This is a genomic window from Alkalisalibacterium limincola (genome assembly GCF_008017755.1).
Taxonomy (GTDB): domain Bacteria; phylum Pseudomonadota; class Gammaproteobacteria; order Xanthomonadales; family Xanthomonadaceae; genus Alkalisalibacterium; species Alkalisalibacterium limincola.
In genome coordinates this window covers 226,739-246,101 of record NZ_VRTS01000003.1, presented here as the reverse complement: position 1 = coordinate 246,101, position 19,363 = coordinate 226,739, and the positions used below count along the sequence as shown (strand labels likewise).

Sequence of the window (19,363 nt, the reverse complement as noted above, 5' to 3'; positions counted from 1 at the left end):
GGCGGACGACGCCACCGGATATCCCGGGCACGCGCCCTGCCCCGGAACGGGACCGGAAGCGAACGTGTTCGCCGGGACGGCCAGGATGCCCCCGGTGAGCGCCGCCGCGAAGGCCATCCCTTTGGGGTTTCGGAAGGCGTTCATTGGATGTGGCCGTCTCCTCTAGTCAGGGTCGTTCGGCGTTGGCCAGTCGGCGCAGGTGGAGCACGCCGAGAAGCCACTGCAGGTCGGGTTGCCTGACCAGCCGGGCCACTGCCAGGCCCACCACCAGGCTGACCGCCGCCAGGCCCATGCCGACGAGGCTGATGCGCACCCGTGCCTGTTCCTCGGGCGGCCAGATCCATTCGAAGCCCACGACCGCGACCAGGGCCATCGGCAACGCGACCAGCGCCAGGCGCCCGATCTCGCGTACCAGCCGGGTGTGCCAGCGGATGCGCAGCACCCAGCCGGCTGCCGCCACCGACAGGAACGCCTCCAGGACGGTGGCCGACAGCATCGCGAAGGCGACACCCACGGCACCATGGTCGGAGATCCACAGCGCGCACAGGACGATATGCGTGGCGACGCACGCCAGCCCGATGCCGACCTGCAGCCAGGGCTTCAGAGCGGCATGCAGGATGCGGTGATTGAAGTAGGCGAATGCGCGAAACACCATTGCCACGGCAAGAATCGCGGCCAACGTCGCCACTGCCCGTGAATCCGAGGCGGTGAACTCGCCGCGCTCGAGCAGCAGCACCATCAGCGGCTCGGCGTATACCAGCAGCAGGATCGCACAGGGCACGGTGAGGAAGAGCACGAAGCGGATGCCGTCCGCGAAGGCTTCCGCGGCCTGCACGAGCTCGCCGCGCGCGAAGTGGCGACCGAAGGTGGGATAGAAGGTGGTGATGACCGCCTGGGCGAACACCTCCACGGGCAGGAAGGCGAACATCATCGCGTAGGCCATCAGCGAGATCGCGCCGCTTTCCCCGTGGGAGAGGAAGAACTGGCTGACCAGGCTGGCGAGGATCGCACCCGCCGAACCGATCAGCAGCGGCATCAGGTGTGCGGCCGGTGCGCGGAAATCGGGATGCCGCCAGTCCAGCGCCGGCCGCACGTTGCGCACCAGCATCGACCAGTTGCCCGACACCAGCACGATGGCCTGCGCCACCAGGCCGACCACCACGCCGATGATCAATGCCCCCACGCCCAGCGGGCGCACCAGCGCCAATGCGCAGGCGATGACGGCGACGTTCGTCAGGACGCCCTCGAGCGCCGGCAATGTAAAGCGCTCGCGGGCGTTGCTGATCGCACTGAGCAGCGAGGAGACCGTCAGCAGCGGAATGGTCGGCATCAGCATCCGCGTCAGGCGGACGGCCTCGGCCTGGGTCTCCGGCGCCAGGCCGGGCGCCAGCACGCCCACCAGTACCGGTGCCCACAGCATCATCGCCGCTGCCGCGAATACCGACAGCAGGAGAATCGTGGTGAACAGGGTGTTGGCGCCGCGCCATGCCTCCGGCCCTTCGAATCCCTCCAGGCTGGCCATGAAGCGTGGCACGAAGGCCACCGTCACGACGTTGGTCAGCAGCGCCGGCAGCAACAGCGGCAGCGTGTAGGCCACCCAGAAGGCATCCAGGCTGGCACCGGCGCCGAACAGCGCGGCGATCAGCATGGTCTTGGCGATCGCCAGGACCTTGCTGGCCATCCCGATGGCCGACAGTCCCATGGCGCTTCCGAATCGGCTCATCGCGCATCACCCCGGCCGCCGCTCACGACACCGCCTGGAGGGCGCAGGGCTGGTCGATGAACTGGCGCGCCCACAGCTCCAGGCAAAGCACCTGCCACAGGGTTCCGGACTGGTCCTGGTCACCGGTCCGGTGGGCCCGAAGCAGCGAATCCACGGCCACGGGGTCGAGCCAGCCGCGCTCGCGGAAGCAGCGCGAGGCGAACACGTCCGCCGCCATGTCACCGAGGCTGGCGCGGAACCACTCGCGCAGGGGGATCCCGAAGCCCTGCTTGGGCTTGTCGAGCACGTCGGCGGGCAGCCAGCGACGGGCCACTTCGCGCAGCAGGTGCTTGCCGCGACCACCGCGGATGCGCATGTGCTGCGGCAGGCGTACGGCGAACTCGACCACCCGATGGTCCAGCAAGGGGGCGCGGGCCTCGATCGACGCGGCCATGCTCATCCGGTCGACCTTGACCAGGATGTCGTCGAGCAGGTAGCTGCGGATGTCGGCGTCGACGATCCGGTCGATGCCCGGCCGGCGGTCGTCGTGGCTGAACAGCGGATGCAGCGACGCATACCCTTCCCTGCCCGCCTCGCCCAGCATCGCCTCCATCTGTGCCGGCCTGCTCAGCGCCACACCGCTGAGGTAGCTGTCCGGATAGGGCTGGCCCAGGCGCTCGGCGATGCCGCGCAGACGGAATCCCTGCATGCCCGGGAGTACGCCGGCGGCAAGCCTCAGGCCCCTCGCCGTGACGCCCTTCAGCGGACCGAGCCGCTCCAGCGTCAGCCACCGCAGGTAGCGCTCGTAGCCGGCGAAGGCCTCATCGCCTCCGTCCCCCGACAGCACCATCTTCACGTGCCGACCGGCCAGCTCCGAAACCAGGAAAGTGGGAATGGCCGAGGCATCGGCGAAGGGCTCGTCGAGGTGCCATACCAGGCGTTCGATCAACTGCGTGGCATCGGGCGTGACGACGAGTTCGTGGTGTTCGGTGCCCAGGTGCCGGGACACCTTCAACGCATCGGCCAGTTCACTGTAGCGCTGCTCGGCGAAGCCGATGGTGAACGTCTTCACCGGCCGGTCCATGTGCCGGGCCATCAATGCCACGACGACGCTGGAGTCCAGTCCACCGCTGAGGAACGCCCCGAACGGGACATCCGACATCAGCCTCTGCGATACCGCGGCGTCGAGCAATCCGGCCAGCGCATCCGCGGCTTCGGCCTCGCTGCCCTGGAAGCCGGGTTCGAAATCCAGCGACCAGTAACGGTGCACGTCGAGCTGGCCGGCATGGTAGATCGCGAAATGTCCCGGCGGCAGCTTGGTGACGTCGGCGAAGCAGGAGCGTGGCGTGGGGATGTAGCCGAACGCCAGGTAGGCCGGGAGCACCGCACGGTCGAATTCGGGCTCCACGCCAGGGACATGCAGCAGCGACTTGAGTTCGCTGGCGAAGCCCAGCCGCCCCGGACCCTGCCACAGGAACAGGGGCTTCTTGCCCATCCGGTCGCGCGCCAGCAGCAGCCGACGCTCCTGCGCATCCCAGAAGGCGATCGCGAACATCCCGTCGAGTCGCGCGAAGGCGTCCCCGCCCCACTGCATGCAGGCGTGGAGCACCACTTCGGTATCCGATGCGGTGGCGAAGTGGTGTCCGAGTGCTTCAAGCTGCCTGCGAACGGCCCGGTGGTTGTAGATCTCGCCATTGAAGACCAGGTGGAAGCGCCCGTCCCCGGCCTGCATCGGCTGGTGGCCACCCGCCAGGTCGATGATGGCGAGCCGCCGCATGCCCAGCAGCGCCTGCCCATCGCGGTAGACCCCGCCCTCGTCCGGCCCCCGATGCAGCATGGCCGCATTCATCGCCTGCCCCACCTGCGTCGAGGGAGGGGCATGGTGCCCATCGGTGACCACGCCGACGATTCCGCACATGGCTCAGCCTCCTCCCCTGGATCGGGAAGACGCCAGGCGCGCCGGGCGAACAAGCCCGATCATGCCGTGGACCCCGACGACGCCATCCCGATGTCGGCGTCCTGGGTGTCGGTCCCGGGCTCGCCTGCTTCCCCGGCTTCTTCCATGGCCTCCTCGTAACTGATCTGGGTGAGGCGCTCCAGGCTGCCGGCCAGGGCCCAGACCATGCCCATCAATGCCCCCTCCCGGAAGAAGCTGCTGAACATGTTGCCCAGGACGATGCATATGAGCATTGCCTGGAAGCTCCAGGTCACGATGGCCGCGAGGTCGCTGGTCGACCACCACGTCATCCAGCGGCCCAGCCGCCAGAGTCGGGCCACCAGCCATACCAGGGCCAGCAGGCCGAACACGCCCGCCTCGGCCAGGGTCAGGACGAAGAAGTTGTGGGCATCCATGCCGGCATGGTCGCTGTAGTGCCCGATCTCCTCCGGGAAGCGACCATGGCCGACGCCCATCGGAGCGCGCGACCACATCTCCAGCGCACCGGCCCATATCTCGGGCCTGCTCGCGGCGCTTTCCTCCAGGCGCACCATGCCGTGCTCGTCCACCACCTGGGTTTCCTGGACGCGTTGCGTGGCCCCTTCCGGGAGGAAGGGAAGCGCCAACATGCCCATCAGCGCCAGCACGGCGATCGTTCCGACGCCGCGCTTCCAGGCCACGAGGGCCAGGGCGATCAGGGTGACGGCATAGGCGGAGCGGGAATAGGTGAATACGACGGCGCCCAGCGTGATCACGAGCGCGATGGCCGCCACGACCCGCAATGCGGTGCTCGAGCGCTGCAGGACGAGCAGCGAGGCGAACACCGGCACGAACATGGCGTAGAACAGGCCCGCCAGGTTGGAGGACCGGTGGTTCTCCCCGAACGGTCCCCAGGCGCGGTGGGATTCCTCGTAGATCCCCACGCCCAGCTCGATCGCCTGCCACCACGCCTCGCCCGCAGCCAACACGGCCAGGACGAGTCCGAGTGCCACCAGCCTCCAGACCTCGCGGCGCGTCCGGATTCCGTAATAGAACAACAGGTAGAAAAGCGGGTAGAACAGCGTCGTCTTGAGATACGTCAGGTCGTCCATCAGGTTGTCCTGGCGGGCCGCAACCGCGATCACCGTGGCCAGGATCATTGCAGCGAAGTACGCCAGCATCGGCCCGGCAAGCATGGGCCGATCGAGGCGTTCACCGCGTCGCCCGACGAGGAAGATGATGACGAAGGCCACCGCGACCAGGATGTTGATGACGTTGACGCCGGGGATGCCCAGGTAGGACGGGAGATGGACCTGGAACGTCGTGTACGCGAGGATCAGCGCAAGCAGGACCTTCACGCCGACTCCCCCGTTGGCGTATTCCCCCGATACAGCGACAGCAGTTGCCCGGTCACGACGGGCAACGAGGCACGTGCCTCGACGACCTGGCGTCCGCGGGCCCCGAGCCGGGCCAGCACCTGCGGCGACGTCGCCCCCAGTGCGTCCAGTGCCGCGGTCAGCGACGCCACGTCCCCGGGCTCGCACAGCCATCCGTTCTCGCCGGTGCGGATGAAATCCTCGCTGCCGCTGACCCGTGTGGCGATCACCGGAAGGCCAGCCGCCATGGCTTCAAGCAATGCGTTGGACAGGCCCTCGCGCAGGGATGGCAGGACGCTGGCGTCCGCGCCCCAGAGTTCGTCCTCCACCAGCGGGATCTCGCCGACGAACTCCACGCTCGATTCCACGCCGAGTGTCCGGGCCAGCTCGCGCAGGCGCGCCTCCTGCCCACCCTCCCCGACCAGGCGCAGGCGCCAGGCGGCCGTTGTGCTACCAAGCGATCGGCTCCACGCTTCGAGCAGCACGTCGAGCGCCTTGTCGGGTTCGAGGCGTCCGATGAAGAGCAGCGTGCGTCGACCTTGCGCATCGACCCGCCGCACCTCGTCGGGACGTTTGCGGAAGTGGCTCAGGTCCACGGCATTGGGCAGCCAATGGAGCCGGTCGGCCCTGAAGCCCAGGGCCCCGAGTTCGTCCATGAAACGCAGGCTGGTGGCCTGGATCGCGGAGGCCCTGCGCAGCATCATGCGCAACACCTTCGGCAGGAACCCGTCGCGCCGCAGCGAGCCATGCTCGCGCTCCCAGGACCCGGCGAACTTGACCACCACGGGCTTGCCGAGCCAGCGGCCCGCCACGGCAGCCAGCGCGCCCATCTGGTCCGCGATCTGGACGTGGATGGCGTCGTAGGTGTGGCGCCGCGACCACAGGAAATACAGCTGCCTGGACAACAGGACCAGCGTGCCCGCTACCGGCCAGCGGGGATAGTTGATGCGCCAGACCGGGAGCCCCTTGCAGCTTCCCGCTCCGGCGGGATGCTCGTCGTCGAAACGCGGACACAGCACCTCGACGTGGTGCCCACCCTCCTGGAGGGCACGGCCCAGGGTGACCACCTGCCGCTCGGCCCCACCCACGGACGGGAAGTAACCCTGCACCACCATGAGTACGCGCACCGGAGGCAGCGTGGCAGACGACGCCGCGACGCCGCCCGGGTCCGACGACGCACCGGGGCAAGCGGGCTTCTTGACCGGGTTGGCCGCCGAAGCGTTCATGCCACACCCATGCAGCGGTCGTGGATGGCCATCGTGCGCTCCACCATCCCTTCCATCGAGTACTCGCGCTCGACCTTCTCGCGCGTGCAGCGCGCCAGCTGCCGGCGCAGGTCGGGTTCGTCGAACAGACGCATGATCGACTCTGCGATCGACTGAGCGCTCGACGGATCGCAAAGCAACCCGGTGCGACCGTGTTCTATCAGCTCGGTGTTGCCACCCACGGCACTGGCCACCACCGGCAGGCCGGAGGCCATCGCTTCGAGGATGACGTTGGACAGGCCTTCTTCGCGCGATGGCAACACCAGCATGTCGGCTGCGGCCATCAACACCTCGACATCGTCGCGCTCGCCGAGCAGGCGCACGCAGCGGTAGAGGTCGAGTCGACGGACGAGCGCTTCGATCATGGTGCGCTCGGGCCCCTCCCCTGCCAGCCACAGCAACGGTCGCCGGCCAGCGGGGATCAAGGCCATCGCCTGCAACAGTGTCCCTAGGTTCTTCTGCGGCACCAGTCGCCCGACGAACAACAGCAGCGGCTGGGACAAGGGGAGCCCGAGCAGGGCCCGATGCGCGTTGCGCGTCTGCAGGTCACGCTCCTCGCGCAGCTCCAGGCCATTGGGCACCACGTCGAATCTGTCCACCGGCATACCGCATCGCTGGGCCACGTAGGCTGCCGCCACGGTGGAATTCGAGATCGTTGCCTCCGCCCGGCGCAGCACCCAGCGCTTCGCACGCCAGGTCAGCGGGGAAAGCTCCGTCGACAACCCGCGCACGGAACACACGAAGCGCGTTCCCGGTACGAGCGGCAGGACCAGGCGGACCCAGACTTCCGCGGTGATGGAGAAACAGTGCACGAGGTCGTAGCGCCCCTGGCGGAGGAAACGCGCCAGTTTCCAGACGAACACCGGATCGTAGCGACCGCGCTTGAGGATGCGATGGACCCGGACGCCGGCACCGGCGAGCTCGGACACGAGGAACGAGGGCGACCGGAAGTACAGCAGCTCGGCCTGCCGGCCCTGCGCGGCAAGCCCCAGCAGCAGGTTCACGACCTGGCGCTGGCTGCCCCCGACCTCCATCTCGTCGATCACCACCAGGATCCGCTCAGCCAACATGGTGGGGAGTCCTTTGCATCAATGCGCGGGAGAAATGCGACAGCAGCCGTTCGGTCTGGACACTGACCTCGAACGACTCGAGGACGTGGCCGCGGCCGGAAGCGCCCAGTCGCGAGCGCAGGACCGGGTCGGTCAGCAGGCGACGCATCGCCCGGGACAATGCCTGGGCATCGTCGGGCTCCACCAACAGGCCGGTCACCCCGTCGGCGACCAGCTCGGGAATGCCCGAAACCCGGGTGGCCACCACCGCCGCCTCGCCTGCCATCGCTTCCATCAGGGCCACCGGGATGCCATCGCGATTGCCCTCCGGGGTCACCACGCTTGGCATGACGAAGACGCTGGCACGGGCCATCAGCGACTGCACCTGCTCCTGGGGCATGGCACCGGGCATCTCGATGCACGAGCCCAGTCCCAGCTCCTCGCGCAGGCGCTCGAGCGGGTGGCGCAGGGGCCCTTCACCGACGATCACGCAACGGAAGTCGACGGCGCAGCCCTTCAACTGGGCCAGCGCGCGAATCAGCACGTCGAAGCCCTTGATCGGGTCCAGCCGTCCAACGCACACCACCAGGCCTTCCTCCCGGTCCGCAGCCTGGGCCGGGTCTGGAAGGCGACGCCGGTCGACGCCGCAGTGGATCACCTGCAGTTGCCCCGGGGCCCACGCCTGCCCGTGGCGCGAGGTGAGGTAGCGGACATTGAACTCCGAGATGGTCACTGAAAGCGCTGCTTCCGCCAGCTTGCGCGCCAGCATCTGGTCCTCGACGAAGATGTCGTGCGCGTGGCTGGTGAAGGAAAACGGCACGTCCAGCAGGATCCGGACGCACCACGCAATGGACGACGGATAGGTGGCCCAATGCGCGTGCACCAGGTCGGGATCGAAGCGTTCGATTTCCCCGAGGACGCCCAGGGTGCGCCAAAGTGCGACCAGGGTCTTTCCCAGGACCACCGGCTGGCGCCACAGGCCGCCCACCAGGCCCGCGACGCAGGTGCCGAGCGGCCCCCGGCGCGACACCAGGGCCTGCGCCAGTCCGCGCAGGGAGGTGCGCCATCCCACCGGCTGCAGCACGCGCGGCATCAACGCCGCGGCCGACGACTGCACGATCGACTGGGAGCAGCGTTTCAGGCTGACGATGTGCACGTCGACGCCGCGCTCGATGAGTTGCTCGATCTCGCGGACGATGAACGTCTCCGACAGGCACGGAAACATCGAAACCACATAGAGCACCCTGCGTGGACGCATGTCGCGTGACCTGTTCATCGGCGCGTCTCCAGCGGCGCCCTCGGCGCGGACGCCGGCGCCTCGGACGAGGACCACAGATGTGAGTGCCGGGCGCGAAGGTAGTCGAGCAGGCCCAGCGCAGCGTAGGCATTCATTTCAAGGAAGGTGCTGGCCAGGCGAACCGGCAGGGCGCGGCGCAGGACGGGCCAGGCCCAGCCGGCCAGTGCGAGCACGTACCCCGCCGCCTGCCCGGCGAGCAGCACGCCCATCACCGGGTGCGCGTTGAGCAAGACCACGTTGGCCACCAGTGTGGCGAGCATGGCGAACGGGACCAGCAGGCGCAGGACCTTGTGGCTGACGAAGCGCAACCACAGGGGGTTTCTCCACGGCAGGAGCAGGCCGGGCCAGAGCGCCAGCAGCTGCCAGTTTCCCGCGAGGGTGCGGCGCTTGCGGCGGGCCTCCTGGGCCGGGTTCGCACAGGGCTGGTCCCAGGCGATCGCCCGGGGTTCCAGACCGACGCGTCCGCCCTGCCGGGCGACCATCATCGGCACCCAGACGTCGTCGAGGATCAATCCCTGTGGCGGGACCGGCATATCGGTTCGGCGCAGGGCATACAGGGCCCCACTGACCCCGACCACCGATCCGCTGGCCGACTCGTTTCGACGCAACCAGGCTTCGTAGCGGCGATAGGCGTCCAGGGAGCGCGCATAACCTTCCGCACTCCTGAATGCCAGCGCGCCCCCGACCACCCGGTAGCCGCCACTCCACAGCGCCTCGCAGAGCCTGGAAATGCTTCCGGGCTCGAAATGCTGGCGCACGTCGGTGAACACGAGGACCTCGTTGCGTGCCAACGCGACGGCATCGGACAGGCACGCGGACTTGCCGCGCCGCTGGTCCATCGACTGCACCGAAACCCTGGCGTCGCCGGCAAGCGCCCTGAGCCACTCGCCCGTCCCGTCGGTGGATCCGTCGTCGATGACCACCAGTTCGAGCCGGCCGCGATAGTCGTGGCCGAGCACGTCGGCGACCTTCGCCGGAAGCCACGCCATCGCGTTATGCACGCACAGGCACACCGACACGCTGGGCTCCCAGCTGGCGGTCACCACCGGCCGCGCCCATCCCCGGGCCATCAGCGCCATGAGCAGTGGATACCCGATGTAGGTCCAGCCGATCAGCGCGAGCGAGCCCGCCAGGACGAGCAAGGGAAGAGAGACAGCGATCGCCACGCGCACCCACCTCCTCAGCGACGCCGGTAGATCAGGCTGACGGTCGCGCGGTTGTCGGTGTAGTCCCGCCCCGGCGCGTTGCTGTCACGGCGCATGTGGCTGACGCCAGCAGAGACAGCCACGTTGCGCAGCCACCACCAGGTCCAGTTCACGCCCCCCTCGAAGTCGCGGTCGCGCCGCGAAACCGATTCGTAGCGGCGCTGCTCGGCGCGCACGTAGGCACCGATGGCAACCCGCGCCCGGACCTGCCGGTTGAACACCACCGAAGCCCCATGGCTGGACTGGTCCAGGAACGCGTCCTCGAGGTATTCCTGCTCGCGGTAGAACGCGTTGACGGTCAGCGTGTTGCCCCGGCCGCGATTGGTCATCCGGAGGTTGGCCCGGTTCTCCACGAACAACTGGGCAGTGGGCTCGTTGATCTGCAGCGCGGGGATCGCATGGTCGAGGTCGAAATCGCCCACGGTAGGCGCATTGCGGATGATGTCGAAGGCCGCATCGCTGACACGGCGAGAGAGCGCAGCATTGGCACGGAAGCTGTCGTTCGGGGTCCACGAGGCCTCCACGACCACGTGCGGCTCCTCGTCCCAGCCCTGCCCTTCCGGACGCACGCGGGTGATGCCGGCCTCGGCAGCCATGCCCCAGCGCGGGAGGTTGCGCTCGTAACGACCATAGATGTCGCGGCGCTCGTAGTCATAGACCGTGGCAATGCTGTCATCGGTATTCACGTCGTAGAACTCGACGTGCCAGGACCAGGTGGCCAGGGGACTGGTCTGGTGGAATCCCCGGACCGCGAAGCTCAAGCGGTCGCTGTTGAACTCGTCGGTGGTCTCGGCGTAGGTGTTGGCATAGCGGGCCTCGAGCTGCAGGCGCGTGCGCTCCCAGGGCCTCACGATCCAGGTGGGGCCGGTGAGGAACAGGTTCGTGGTCTGGACGTTGTCGGGGCGTGCCGGATCCTGCGCGTCGATCGGCAGCGTGGCCAGGTAGTCCTGGAGGGTCCAGGTCAGGGCCTGTGGAAGGATTGCAACGTCGGCCTTCAAGGCCAACTGCGAGCGGAATTCGCTCGAGAACGAGTTGTCCAGGTAGCTGCGGTGCTCGAGGCTGCCCGCCGCCTGCAGGTCCAGGCGTTCGCCCTCCTGCGTGTAGACAAAGGCCGCCGATGGAATGAGGATCGTTTCCGATATCTCGTCGGTCTCGGAGAGCGCGATGTTGTCGCTGTACTGCAGCGACACGCCCAGCCGGTAGTCGAGTTCCGCCGCGCTCGCGAGGCCCGGCGGGACCATCAGCAGCAAGGCTCCCCATATCACGGCCAATCGTTGGCCATGCCCATTGCGCCGCCCGCGGCGACGCCCCCCCGTTTGATGGTTCATGCTGGCACCCTGTTGAAGACGACCCCCGAAAAACGGTCGGGCGAAAGTGCCCGCCCGGCCTCTGCGACAGCCTGCGGTGTATCCCGGCCGTAGGCCGCGATGAGGATTGATTGCTCGGCAAGACCCGACGCGATGCGCGCGTCCGGGGAGCTCGATACCGCCGGTGCGTCGAGGACGATGGACACGTCGTCATCCGTCCCTCGTAGTGAATCGATCAGCCAGAGCATCCGGTTGGAGGCAAGGAGCTCGCCTCCGGCCTCGGTCGTGCCCCCCGCGGGATCAGGAACAGGCGGGGCACCGAGGTGGCGTGGGTGATTGCCTCCAGCGAGTCGGTGCGCCCACTCAGGTAGTCGGTGAGGCCCGGTGCCGGCGCCACGCCCAGGCGCTGGTGCAGGCACGGATGGCGCAGGTTGCAGTCGATCAGCACGACCGCCTGGCGCTCGTCGAATGCCAGCGCGGCGGCCAGGTTGATCGCGACGAAGCTGCCGCCGCGGCCACGCGCCACCGGGGTGACCAGGACGCTGATCGTCCGGCTCCCCGCGCGCGCCAGCAACTGCGTGCGCAGGTCGCGGAATGCATCGGCAGGCCCCTCGTCCTCCATGCCGTGATGGATGATGCGCCGCGCGTCGATCTCCTTGCGCGTCAGCGTCAGGGCATTCTCGTTGGCCCGCACCAGCGTCCTCCCGGTCTCGGGAGTGCTGGCGCCTGAGCCGTTTTCCTTCTTCAGATGTGGCATGTTCACGGATTGATCCTCATCGGGTCAGCGCAACCACTGCATAGATGGCGAGTACCGCGAGGACCGCCGCGATGGCAGCCAGCTGTCTGCCGCGGATCCGTCGCCGGTCCTGGCGCGTCCGATACTCGGGTATGCCGACCAGCATCGGCAGGCCGGAGGCGGCACCGAGCTGCCCGGAAAGACGTGAGCGCGGATCCAGGCGCAACACGGTGATCAGCATCCCGATCGGGATCGCGAAGCCAAGGACCACGCCGGCGACGGCGAAGTGCGCCAGGCGGAGTCCCTCCGGGCTCAAGGGCACCGTGGGCGGCTCCTGCACCCACAGGTTGAGCCCCTTGCGATCCTCGTCGAGGTTCATCGACACCCGCGCATTCTCTCGACGTCGCAACAGGTCCTGGTAGAGCTCGCGGTTGACTTCGTAGTCGCGCGTGAGTTCGGCCAGGGTGATGTCGGAATCCGATACCCGTCGGGCACGACCCATTTCCGAATCAAGCTGGGTTCGCGTCTGGGCTACGCGGGCATATTGCGACGCAAGGTCGCTGTCCACCCGTGCCAGCTCGGCGCGAAGCTGCTGGTAGAGCGGATTGATGGTCGGATCGACCGAGCCGAAGCCGGTGGATGCCTGGCCGGTGTCTCGACGCGCGCCCGACTGCATCTCCTCGATCTGGTTGCGCGTGCGGATCACGTCGGGGTGCTGCTCGGTGTAGTCGAGGCGAAGGCGATCGAGTTCGCTTTGCAGCTCGCGCAACCGGGTGGACACCTGGGATGAGCGCATCCGTTCGTCGGACACGCGCGCCTCGCCGGAGATCTGCGACAGCAATGCCCGACGCCTCGATTGCAGCTCGGCGACGTTGGTCTGGGCGTCTTCGAGGGTCCGGCGGATCTCGGCGATGCGCCGCGACACATCCACCTCGGCACCGGGGCGGGCATCGAGGTTGTCGTCGCGGAGTTTCTTCAGCCGCTCCTCGGCCGCAATCAGCTTGGTGTGGTACTCGTCCACCTGCTTGGCGATGAACTCGTAGGCCTCGCGGCTCTCGGCCATCTTGGCCTCCTGGCTCTGCGAGACGAAGTTGGCCACGAAATGGTCGGCGACCCGGAAAGCCCGCTCCGGATCGCTATCGCTATAGCTCAGCCGTATCAGGTTTGGTCCGGGAACGCCGATGTCGGTACGGCGCCTGACTTCGTTGAACAGGCGCTCCTTTGCCACGGGGTCGAGCGACCGGGTGTCCCAGCCACCGCGCTCCACCACGTCGGCCATGACGCGATTGGAGAAGATTACTTCGCGGGCGATGCGTGCCCGGTCGGCCACCTCGGTCGGCACCGCGGTGCCACGCATCAGGGGCTCGATGATGTTGCTTTCGCCCACGACGATGGTGGCGGTGGCCACGTAGCGCTTCGGCCACATCATGCCCACGCCCAGGACCAGAAGGGCGATGAGCGCGAACGCGATGGCAAGCACGAGGCTGCGGCGACGGAATTCGGCCACGACCACCGGCACCTCGGCCAACAGGTCGGGCCCCTGGGGCCGCCGGCTCCCCGGCGGCCCTGGAAGACGACGTTCATTCACAGCGCACGCTCCGGGACGGTGATCACGTCACCGGGCTGGACTTCGATGTTCGTCTCCAGGTCGCCACGCCGCAGGATCCGCTGCAGGTTGACCGGGAGGCTGCGGGTCGCGCCGCCGTTGTCCTTGCGGTACAGGCGGGTGCGCCCCGCGGCGGCGAAATCGTTCACGCCGCCGGCTTCCAGGACCGCATCGAGCACCGTCATCCCCTGGCGGTAGGGCAGCGACACCGGGCGGTTGACCGCTCCCGTCACGCGAACCCGGGAGAGAAATTCGTGGCTGCGCAATTCAGTCAGGATCACCGCCACCTTCGGCTCGCGCACATACTCGGCAAGTTGCTGCTCGATGTCCCTCGCCACGTCCTGGGCGGATCGTCCACCCGCCGAAACATCACCGATCAAGGGCACGGAGATCATGCCGTCCGGGCGGACCGGGACGGTGACGCTGAGCTCGGGGTTTCGCCACACCTCCACCTGCACCATGTCATCGACACCGATGTGGTACTCGTCGGTGGTGATTCCCCCGACGGTGGAATTTGCCGACCCCTCCTGTCTGGCCTGTGCCACGGAAACCGTAAACAGGAGGACAAGCAGAACGAAAAGGCCGGAGAGCCACGTGTTGGAACCTGAGATGGACATGTCTATTCCCCGGTAGGCGAGTGTGGACGACGACGGCGACAGACAGCATCGGTCGCGTTAGAGTCCAACGTGGAAGGGGGTCAGCACCGGACGATGCGCAGCAAACCTGGCCAGGACTATCTTGCGGATTTCGCCACGATCGGCGCGAAGCCCGGCTGCTCGCCTGCAGAGCTGGAGGCCGCATGGCGCCGCCGTGTCAGCGATCTGCATCCCGACCGCGTGCGTCCAGCCAACCTGAACGGCGACACCAACGCCCGCGATGTGCTGGCCGAGATCAACGGGGCCTACCGCCGGTTGCGGGATTTCCAGCGCCGGCACGGCCGCATGCCGGGATCGCCGCCTGCACCCGGTCCCCGGGCCGCGGGCGATGGGCACTGGGAGCCCGAGCGCAGTCCCCGGCTCAAGGGTGCCGGCCGCACCTGGCTGCTGGCGCTTTTCAATGCTTCCCTCCTGGCATTGCTGGCCATACTTGTGTGGGTCCTGCTGGAGCGCATGGGCGTCCGCGACCGCGGTGGCCCGGGGGTGCGCGCCTGCGTGGAGGAGTGCTCGCCACCCGCGCTCGTCTCCACGGCCCGGGACCGCAATCACCTTGCCCCCTTGCGGAACAGCACCACCTCCACGGTCTGAAGCAGCACCAGCAGGTCGAAGACCAGGCTGTGGTTCCTGACGTAGAACAGGTCGTATTCGAGCTTGGCGCGTGCATCCTCGACGGAAGAGCCGTAGGCATAGCGCAGTTGTGCCCAGCCGGTGATCCCGGGCTTGATCGCATGGCGCAGACCGTAGTGCGGGATCGCGGCACTGAGTTCGTCGACGAAGACGGGGCGCTCGGGACGGGGGCCCACGAAGCTCATGTCGCCCCTGAGCACGTTGATCAATTGCGGCAGCTCGTCGACGCGCAGCTTGCGGATCACGCGCCCCACCCGGGTCACCCGGTCGTCGTCGGCAGTGGCCCAGCGTGCGACGCCATCGCGCTCGGCATCGGTCCGCATGCTGCGGAACTTGTACACCCGGAAGTGCCTGTGCCCCTGTGTGACACGGTCCTGCGAATAGATGACCGGACTTCGGAGGCCGGACTCGATCATGATCGCCAGCGCGGTCAGCGCCATGACCGGCAGCGCAAGCACCAGCACCACGCTGGCGACAACGATGTCGAACGCCCGCTTGGTCACCCTGCGGGCAAGCCCCAGGTTGAAGCCCGAGGAGTACACCATCCAGGACGGATTGACCGCGCTGAGCGTGATCCTGCCCGTCTCCTCCTCGAAGAATTCCGACAGCTCCACGATGCGCACGCCACGCAGGCGGCACTCCACCAGGTCGTCCATCGGTAGCGTGCCGCGCCGATCGTTTGGCGCCACGACGATCTCGTCGATGTTCAGGCGCCGGCACAGCTCGTGAAGCGGTCCGGTGGCGTGGACCCGCTGCTCGACCGGGACCTGTTCGCTCACGCCGTCCACGCCCAAAAACCCGACGATCTGGAAGGTGCGGCGGTCGGCATCCCGCCTGAGCTGGGTGTTGATGTGGACCGCACGCTCGCCGGCGCCCAGCACCAGGATGCGCCGACGCAGCCAGCGGGTGGAGAACAGGCCCTGCAACAGCGTGCGCAGCACCACCACCATCGTGAATCCGAAGACGAGGGCGAGGAACAGCACCCCGCGCCCGGTGGGATCCAGGGGCAGGAGGTACTGGGCGATGATCATCAGCACGCCACCGGCGGCGAAGGCCACGACGGTGCGCACGACCTGCCCGCGCAGGCCTTCGCGCGACTGGATGACGTAAAGGCCCAGCGCGGTCATCGCCAGGATCTGGACGAGTGCAAAGATGATGCTGCGCGGCATCACCTCACCGAAGAACCTCGCCACCTGCTCCTCGTCACCCATGAAGCGCGTCCAGGTGGCCAGGTGGAACATCGCCACCAGGCCCACGAACTCCAGCAGCAGCAGGAGCAGCAACCACTTCCGGGCTGGATTGAAGAGGGCGATCAGCGTTCGCACGACATGGATCCTGGAACTCCCCGATGAGATCGCCGGACGGGAATTCCCGTCTGGCTCCGACCCCAACGCGTCGAACAACCGGCTCAGGACAACCCCCGGCCACACTGCGGGCCGATGTCCTCTCGATCTGGCGCCCTTCGTTGTGTGCAGGTATCAGGCGGTTGCATGACGGGGGAATCAGGGTGTGCCGGGCGTATCGACCGGCCTGCGCCGCTAACGCCCGGAAGGCACCGCGCACCTTACGGAGCAGCGCGGGAATGTCATCGAGCACCTCTTCGGGGGAACAACCCCGGCAAGCGGCACCAGCGGATCCAGACAGCGGCCCGATCATCGACTTCGACCCGACGCTGCGGTTGGGGGATCTGTTCGCATCCGCCGCGATCCGACATCCGGAAGAAGTGGCGCTGCGCTTCGAGGGACACGACCTGGACTACCGCACGCTGGCAGCCCAGGTCGGCCGCGTGTCGCGGGCCCTTGCCAGCCATGGGATCGGCCCCGGGCACCGTGTGGGCGTATGCGCCCAGCGCGGCCACGGCATGTTCCAGTCCCTGCTCGGGGTACTGGTGTCCGGCGCGGCCTTCGTCCCGCTGGACCCCGCCATGCCTGGCGAGCGCATGCGCGAGGTCTGCGAGGATGCCGACCTGTCGGCGGTCATCGGCCCTGAAGCGGACCTGTCCCTGGCCGCCACGTCCCTGCCCCGGGCCACGCCGCGCCTGGCGGTCGAAGGCCTCGCCGGGGCGGAGGCTCCGGGGGACGAACCGCTGCAGGTCGCGGGCTCGGCCGACGATCCGGCCTATGTCATCTTCACCTCGGGTTCGACCGGTCGCCCCAAGGGGGCCGTGAACGCCCATCGAGGCGTGGTCAACCGGCTGCTGTGGGGCCAGCTTGACTGGCCGATCGGCCCCGGGGACCGGGTAATCCAGAAGACCCCCTTCACCTTCGACGTATCGGTCTGGGAATACCTGTGGCCGCTGACCACCGGCGCCATGCTGGTCGTCGCCAGGCCAGGCGGCCATCGCGACCCCGCCTACATCGCCAGCCTGGTGCGCAACGAGGGCATCACCCTCGCCCACTTCGTGCCCTCGATGCTCAGGCTGTTCCTGCACGAACCTTCGGCTGCCCAGTGCCGTTCGCTGCGCCGGGTGATGTGTTCGGGCGAAGCACTCCCCGCCGACTCCGTGCGTCGCTTCCACGAGTGCCTGCCGGGGGTACGCCTGTCCAACCTGTACGGGCCGACCGAGGCCGCGATCGAAGTCACCCGCTGGGAATGCGACCCGGCGCATGAGCGCAACCCGGTCCCGATCGGCGCGCCGGTGGCGAACACGCGGATCTATGTGCTCGACCCGGAAGGCAGGAGGGTCGCGCCGGGCCAGGAGGGCGAAATCGTCATCGCCGGCGTCCAGGTCGGGCAGGGCTACTTCGGGCGACCCGAGCTGTCGGAGGCGGTGTTCAAGGACGACCCCTTCCACCCGGGCCAGCGCATGTACCACACCGGCGACCTCGGTCGCTGGACCCCCGACGGCGTCGTGGAGTGCCTAGGCCGGATCGACCACCAGGTCAAGATCCGCGGCAACCGCATCGAACTCGGCGAGATCGAAGCCCGCCTGCGCCGTCACCCCGGCCTTCGCGATTGCGTCGCATCCGCCCTGCCCGATCCGCTCGGGGAAACACGGTTGGTCGTCCACCTCGTGCCTTCGGGGGCCGCTGCGCCCTCGCTGCACGACGTCCATGACTTCCTGCGCGACCAGCTGCCCGACTACATGCTGCCCGATGCGGTGGTGGCGATGGACGCCCTGCCCCTGTTGTCGAGCGGCAAGACCGACCGCCGCGCCCTGCCGTCGCCCGCGTTCTCCACGCCGCAGGCAAGGAACGGGAGCTCGACCGATGACTCCGCCCAATCCCTTTCGATAGGCGGCTTGTGGCGCGAGCTCCTGGGCCAGCCCGACCTGCCCGACTCGGCCAACCTGTTCGACGCGGGTGCCCGCTCGGTGACCGTGCTGGCGTTCCTTTCGCGCATGCGCGAGTCGGGCGTCGCAACGGTCACGGTCGGCGACATCTACGACCGGCCCACGATTGCCGCCCTCGAGAAACTCCATCGTGGCAGGGACACGGGCCCGGTGCAGGCGCGAAAGGCGACCGGAGGGGCCATCGCCATCGTCGGCATGGCCGTGCGTGCGCCCGGTGCGAACGACCTGGCCTCGTTCTGGGACATGCTGTGCGAGGGACGCGAGGGGATCCGTCGATTCGCTCCCGGGGAACTGGACCCGGAAGTCCCCGAGACCTTGCGCACACGAAGCGACTTCGTCCCGGCCAAGGGCATCATCGAAGATGCCGACCGCTTCGATGCAGCGCTTTTCGGTGTTCCACCCCGGGAAGCCACGCTGACCGACCCGCAACAGCGCATCCTGGTCGAAATGGCCCTGCACGCACTGGAGCATGCGGGAATCGACCCTGAGCGCTGCCCCGACATCGGGGTCTTCGTCGGCACCGCGAACAACACCTATGTCGCGCACCTGCGCCAGCACGCCGCGCAGCTGGTCGCGCAAAGCGGCGAGTTCGCGACGATGGTGGGCAACGACAAGGATTTCGTCGCAACGCGCATCGCCCACCGGCTCAACCTCAAGGGCCCGGCCATCAGCGTGCACACGGCCTGCTCGACCGGGCTGGTCACGGTGGCCCAGGCCGTGCAGGCCCTGCGCAGTGGCCAGTGCGAGGCCGCACTGGCAGGCGGCGCCACGGTGATCGTGCCGCAACGCACCGGCCACCTGCACATCGAGGGAGGCATGGAATCCGCCGACGGCCATTGCCGGCCGTTCGATGCCGGCGCCAGCGGCACCGTGTTCTCCAGCGGAGCAGCTCTGGTCGTGTTGCGCCGGCTGGACGATGCGCTGGCGGCAGGCGATACGGTCTACGCGGTCATCGAAGGCGTCGGGGTCAACAACGACGGCGGCCACAAGGCCAGCTTCACCGCGCCCAGCGTCGAAGGCCAGTGCGATGCGATCCGGCGGGCCCTGCGCGACGCCGATGCCGACCCGGCCGACATCGGGTACGTCGAAGCGCACGGGACCGGCACGCCACTGGGCGATCCCATCGAAGTATCCGGACTGGCCCGGGCGTGGGGGTCGAGGGATCCGTCGGCGGAGCGCTGCATGCTGGGCTCGGTGAAAGCGAACGTGGGCCACACGATCGCCGCCGCCGGCGTGCTGGGCCTGATCCGCTGCGCATTGAGCCTGCACCACGAGAAGATCCCGGGAACGCCCCACTTCGACGCACCCAATCCGCATATCGACTTCAGCA

Annotated in this window: 14 protein-coding genes and 1 pseudogene; 2 read left to right on the top strand and 13 right to left on the bottom strand. The window is 68.1% G+C overall.

What is annotated here, in order from left to right; translation table 11 throughout:
• Positions 1 to 166: 166 nt before the first annotated feature.
• The 12 genes from murJ to FU658_RS06160 are packed head-to-tail and all read right to left on the bottom strand — an operon-like array spanning position 167 to position 14,003.
• The gene (murJ, locus tag FU658_RS06215) at positions 167 to 1,723 is read right to left on the bottom strand and encodes a murein biosynthesis integral membrane protein MurJ (RefSeq protein ID WP_147891291.1); all 1,557 of its coding nucleotides are present in this window, start codon (positions 1,721 to 1,723) and stop codon (positions 167 to 169) included.
• Positions 1,724 to 1,745: 22 nt separating this feature from the next.
• On the bottom strand, positions 1,746 to 3,620 hold the full coding sequence (asnB, locus tag FU658_RS06210) for an asparagine synthase (glutamine-hydrolyzing) (protein WP_147891290.1): 1,875 nt from the start codon (positions 3,618 to 3,620) through the stop codon (positions 1,746 to 1,748).
• A gap of 59 nt (positions 3,621 to 3,679) precedes the next feature.
• Positions 3,680 to 4,975, bottom strand: a complete 1,296-nt coding sequence (locus tag FU658_RS06205) for an O-antigen ligase family protein (protein ID WP_147891289.1) — start codon at positions 4,973 to 4,975, stop codon at positions 3,680 to 3,682.
• Complete coding sequence (locus FU658_RS06200; RefSeq protein WP_147891288.1) at positions 4,972 to 6,219, bottom strand: glycosyltransferase family 4 protein; 1,248 nt, start codon at positions 6,217 to 6,219, stop codon at positions 4,972 to 4,974. The genes FU658_RS06205 and FU658_RS06200 overlap by 4 nt, the downstream gene beginning before the upstream one ends.
• Positions 6,216 to 7,328, bottom strand: coding sequence for a glycosyltransferase (locus tag FU658_RS06195; protein ID WP_147891287.1), 1,113 nt, complete (start codon positions 7,326 to 7,328; stop codon positions 6,216 to 6,218). The genes FU658_RS06200 and FU658_RS06195 overlap by 4 nt, the downstream gene beginning before the upstream one ends.
• Positions 7,318 to 8,583: a glycosyltransferase gene (locus FU658_RS06190; RefSeq protein WP_147891286.1), complete on the bottom strand. Its 1,266-nt coding sequence runs from the start codon at positions 8,581 to 8,583 to the stop codon at positions 7,318 to 7,320. Before FU658_RS06190 ends, FU658_RS06195 begins: the two co-directional genes overlap by 11 nt.
• On the bottom strand, positions 8,580 to 9,770 hold the full coding sequence (locus tag FU658_RS06185; protein ID WP_255505452.1) for a glycosyltransferase: 1,191 nt from the start codon (positions 9,768 to 9,770) through the stop codon (positions 8,580 to 8,582). Before FU658_RS06185 ends, FU658_RS06190 begins: the two co-directional genes overlap by 4 nt.
• 14 nt (positions 9,771 to 9,784) lie before the next feature.
• Positions 9,785 to 11,074, bottom strand: a complete 1,290-nt coding sequence (locus FU658_RS06180) for an outer membrane beta-barrel protein (RefSeq protein WP_187265952.1) — start codon at positions 11,072 to 11,074, stop codon at positions 9,785 to 9,787.
• 59 nt (positions 11,075 to 11,133) lie between these two features.
• A complete protein-coding gene (locus FU658_RS06175) occupies positions 11,134 to 11,322 on the bottom strand; it encodes a P-loop NTPase family protein (RefSeq protein ID WP_147891284.1) in 189 nt (62 codons plus the stop codon).
• Between the two features lie 29 nt (positions 11,323 to 11,351).
• Positions 11,352 to 11,879, bottom strand: coding sequence for a P-loop NTPase family protein (locus tag FU658_RS06170; protein WP_147891283.1), 528 nt, complete (start codon positions 11,877 to 11,879; stop codon positions 11,352 to 11,354).
• Between the two features lie 10 nt (positions 11,880 to 11,889).
• Positions 11,890 to 13,440, bottom strand: coding sequence for an XrtA system polysaccharide chain length determinant (locus tag FU658_RS06165; RefSeq protein ID WP_147891282.1), 1,551 nt, complete (start codon positions 13,438 to 13,440; stop codon positions 11,890 to 11,892).
• Positions 13,437 to 14,003: an XrtA/PEP-CTERM system exopolysaccharide export protein gene (locus tag FU658_RS06160; protein ID WP_255505451.1), complete on the bottom strand. Its 567-nt coding sequence runs from the start codon at positions 14,001 to 14,003 to the stop codon at positions 13,437 to 13,439. Before FU658_RS06160 ends, FU658_RS06165 begins: the two co-directional genes overlap by 4 nt.
• Positions 14,004 to 14,168: 165 nt before the next feature.
• Here FU658_RS06160 and FU658_RS06155 point away from each other — a divergent pair, with 165 nt between their 5' ends.
• Complete coding sequence (locus tag FU658_RS06155; protein ID WP_147891280.1) at positions 14,169 to 14,702, top strand: J domain-containing protein; 534 nt, start codon at positions 14,169 to 14,171, stop codon at positions 14,700 to 14,702.
• Here FU658_RS06155 and FU658_RS06150 read toward each other — a convergent pair.
• Complete coding sequence (locus FU658_RS06150) at positions 14,660 to 16,066, bottom strand: TIGR03013 family XrtA/PEP-CTERM system glycosyltransferase (protein ID WP_255505450.1); 1,407 nt, start codon at positions 16,064 to 16,066, stop codon at positions 14,660 to 14,662. The genes FU658_RS06155 and FU658_RS06150 overlap by 43 nt on opposite strands.
• A gap of 23 nt (positions 16,067 to 16,089) precedes the next feature.
• Between FU658_RS06150 and FU658_RS15150 the strand changes: the two are divergent.
• Positions 16,090 to 19,320 (top strand): annotated as a pseudogene (locus FU658_RS15150) (amino acid adenylation domain-containing protein); the annotation flags it as partial.
• Positions 19,321 to 19,363: the final 43 nt, after the last annotated feature.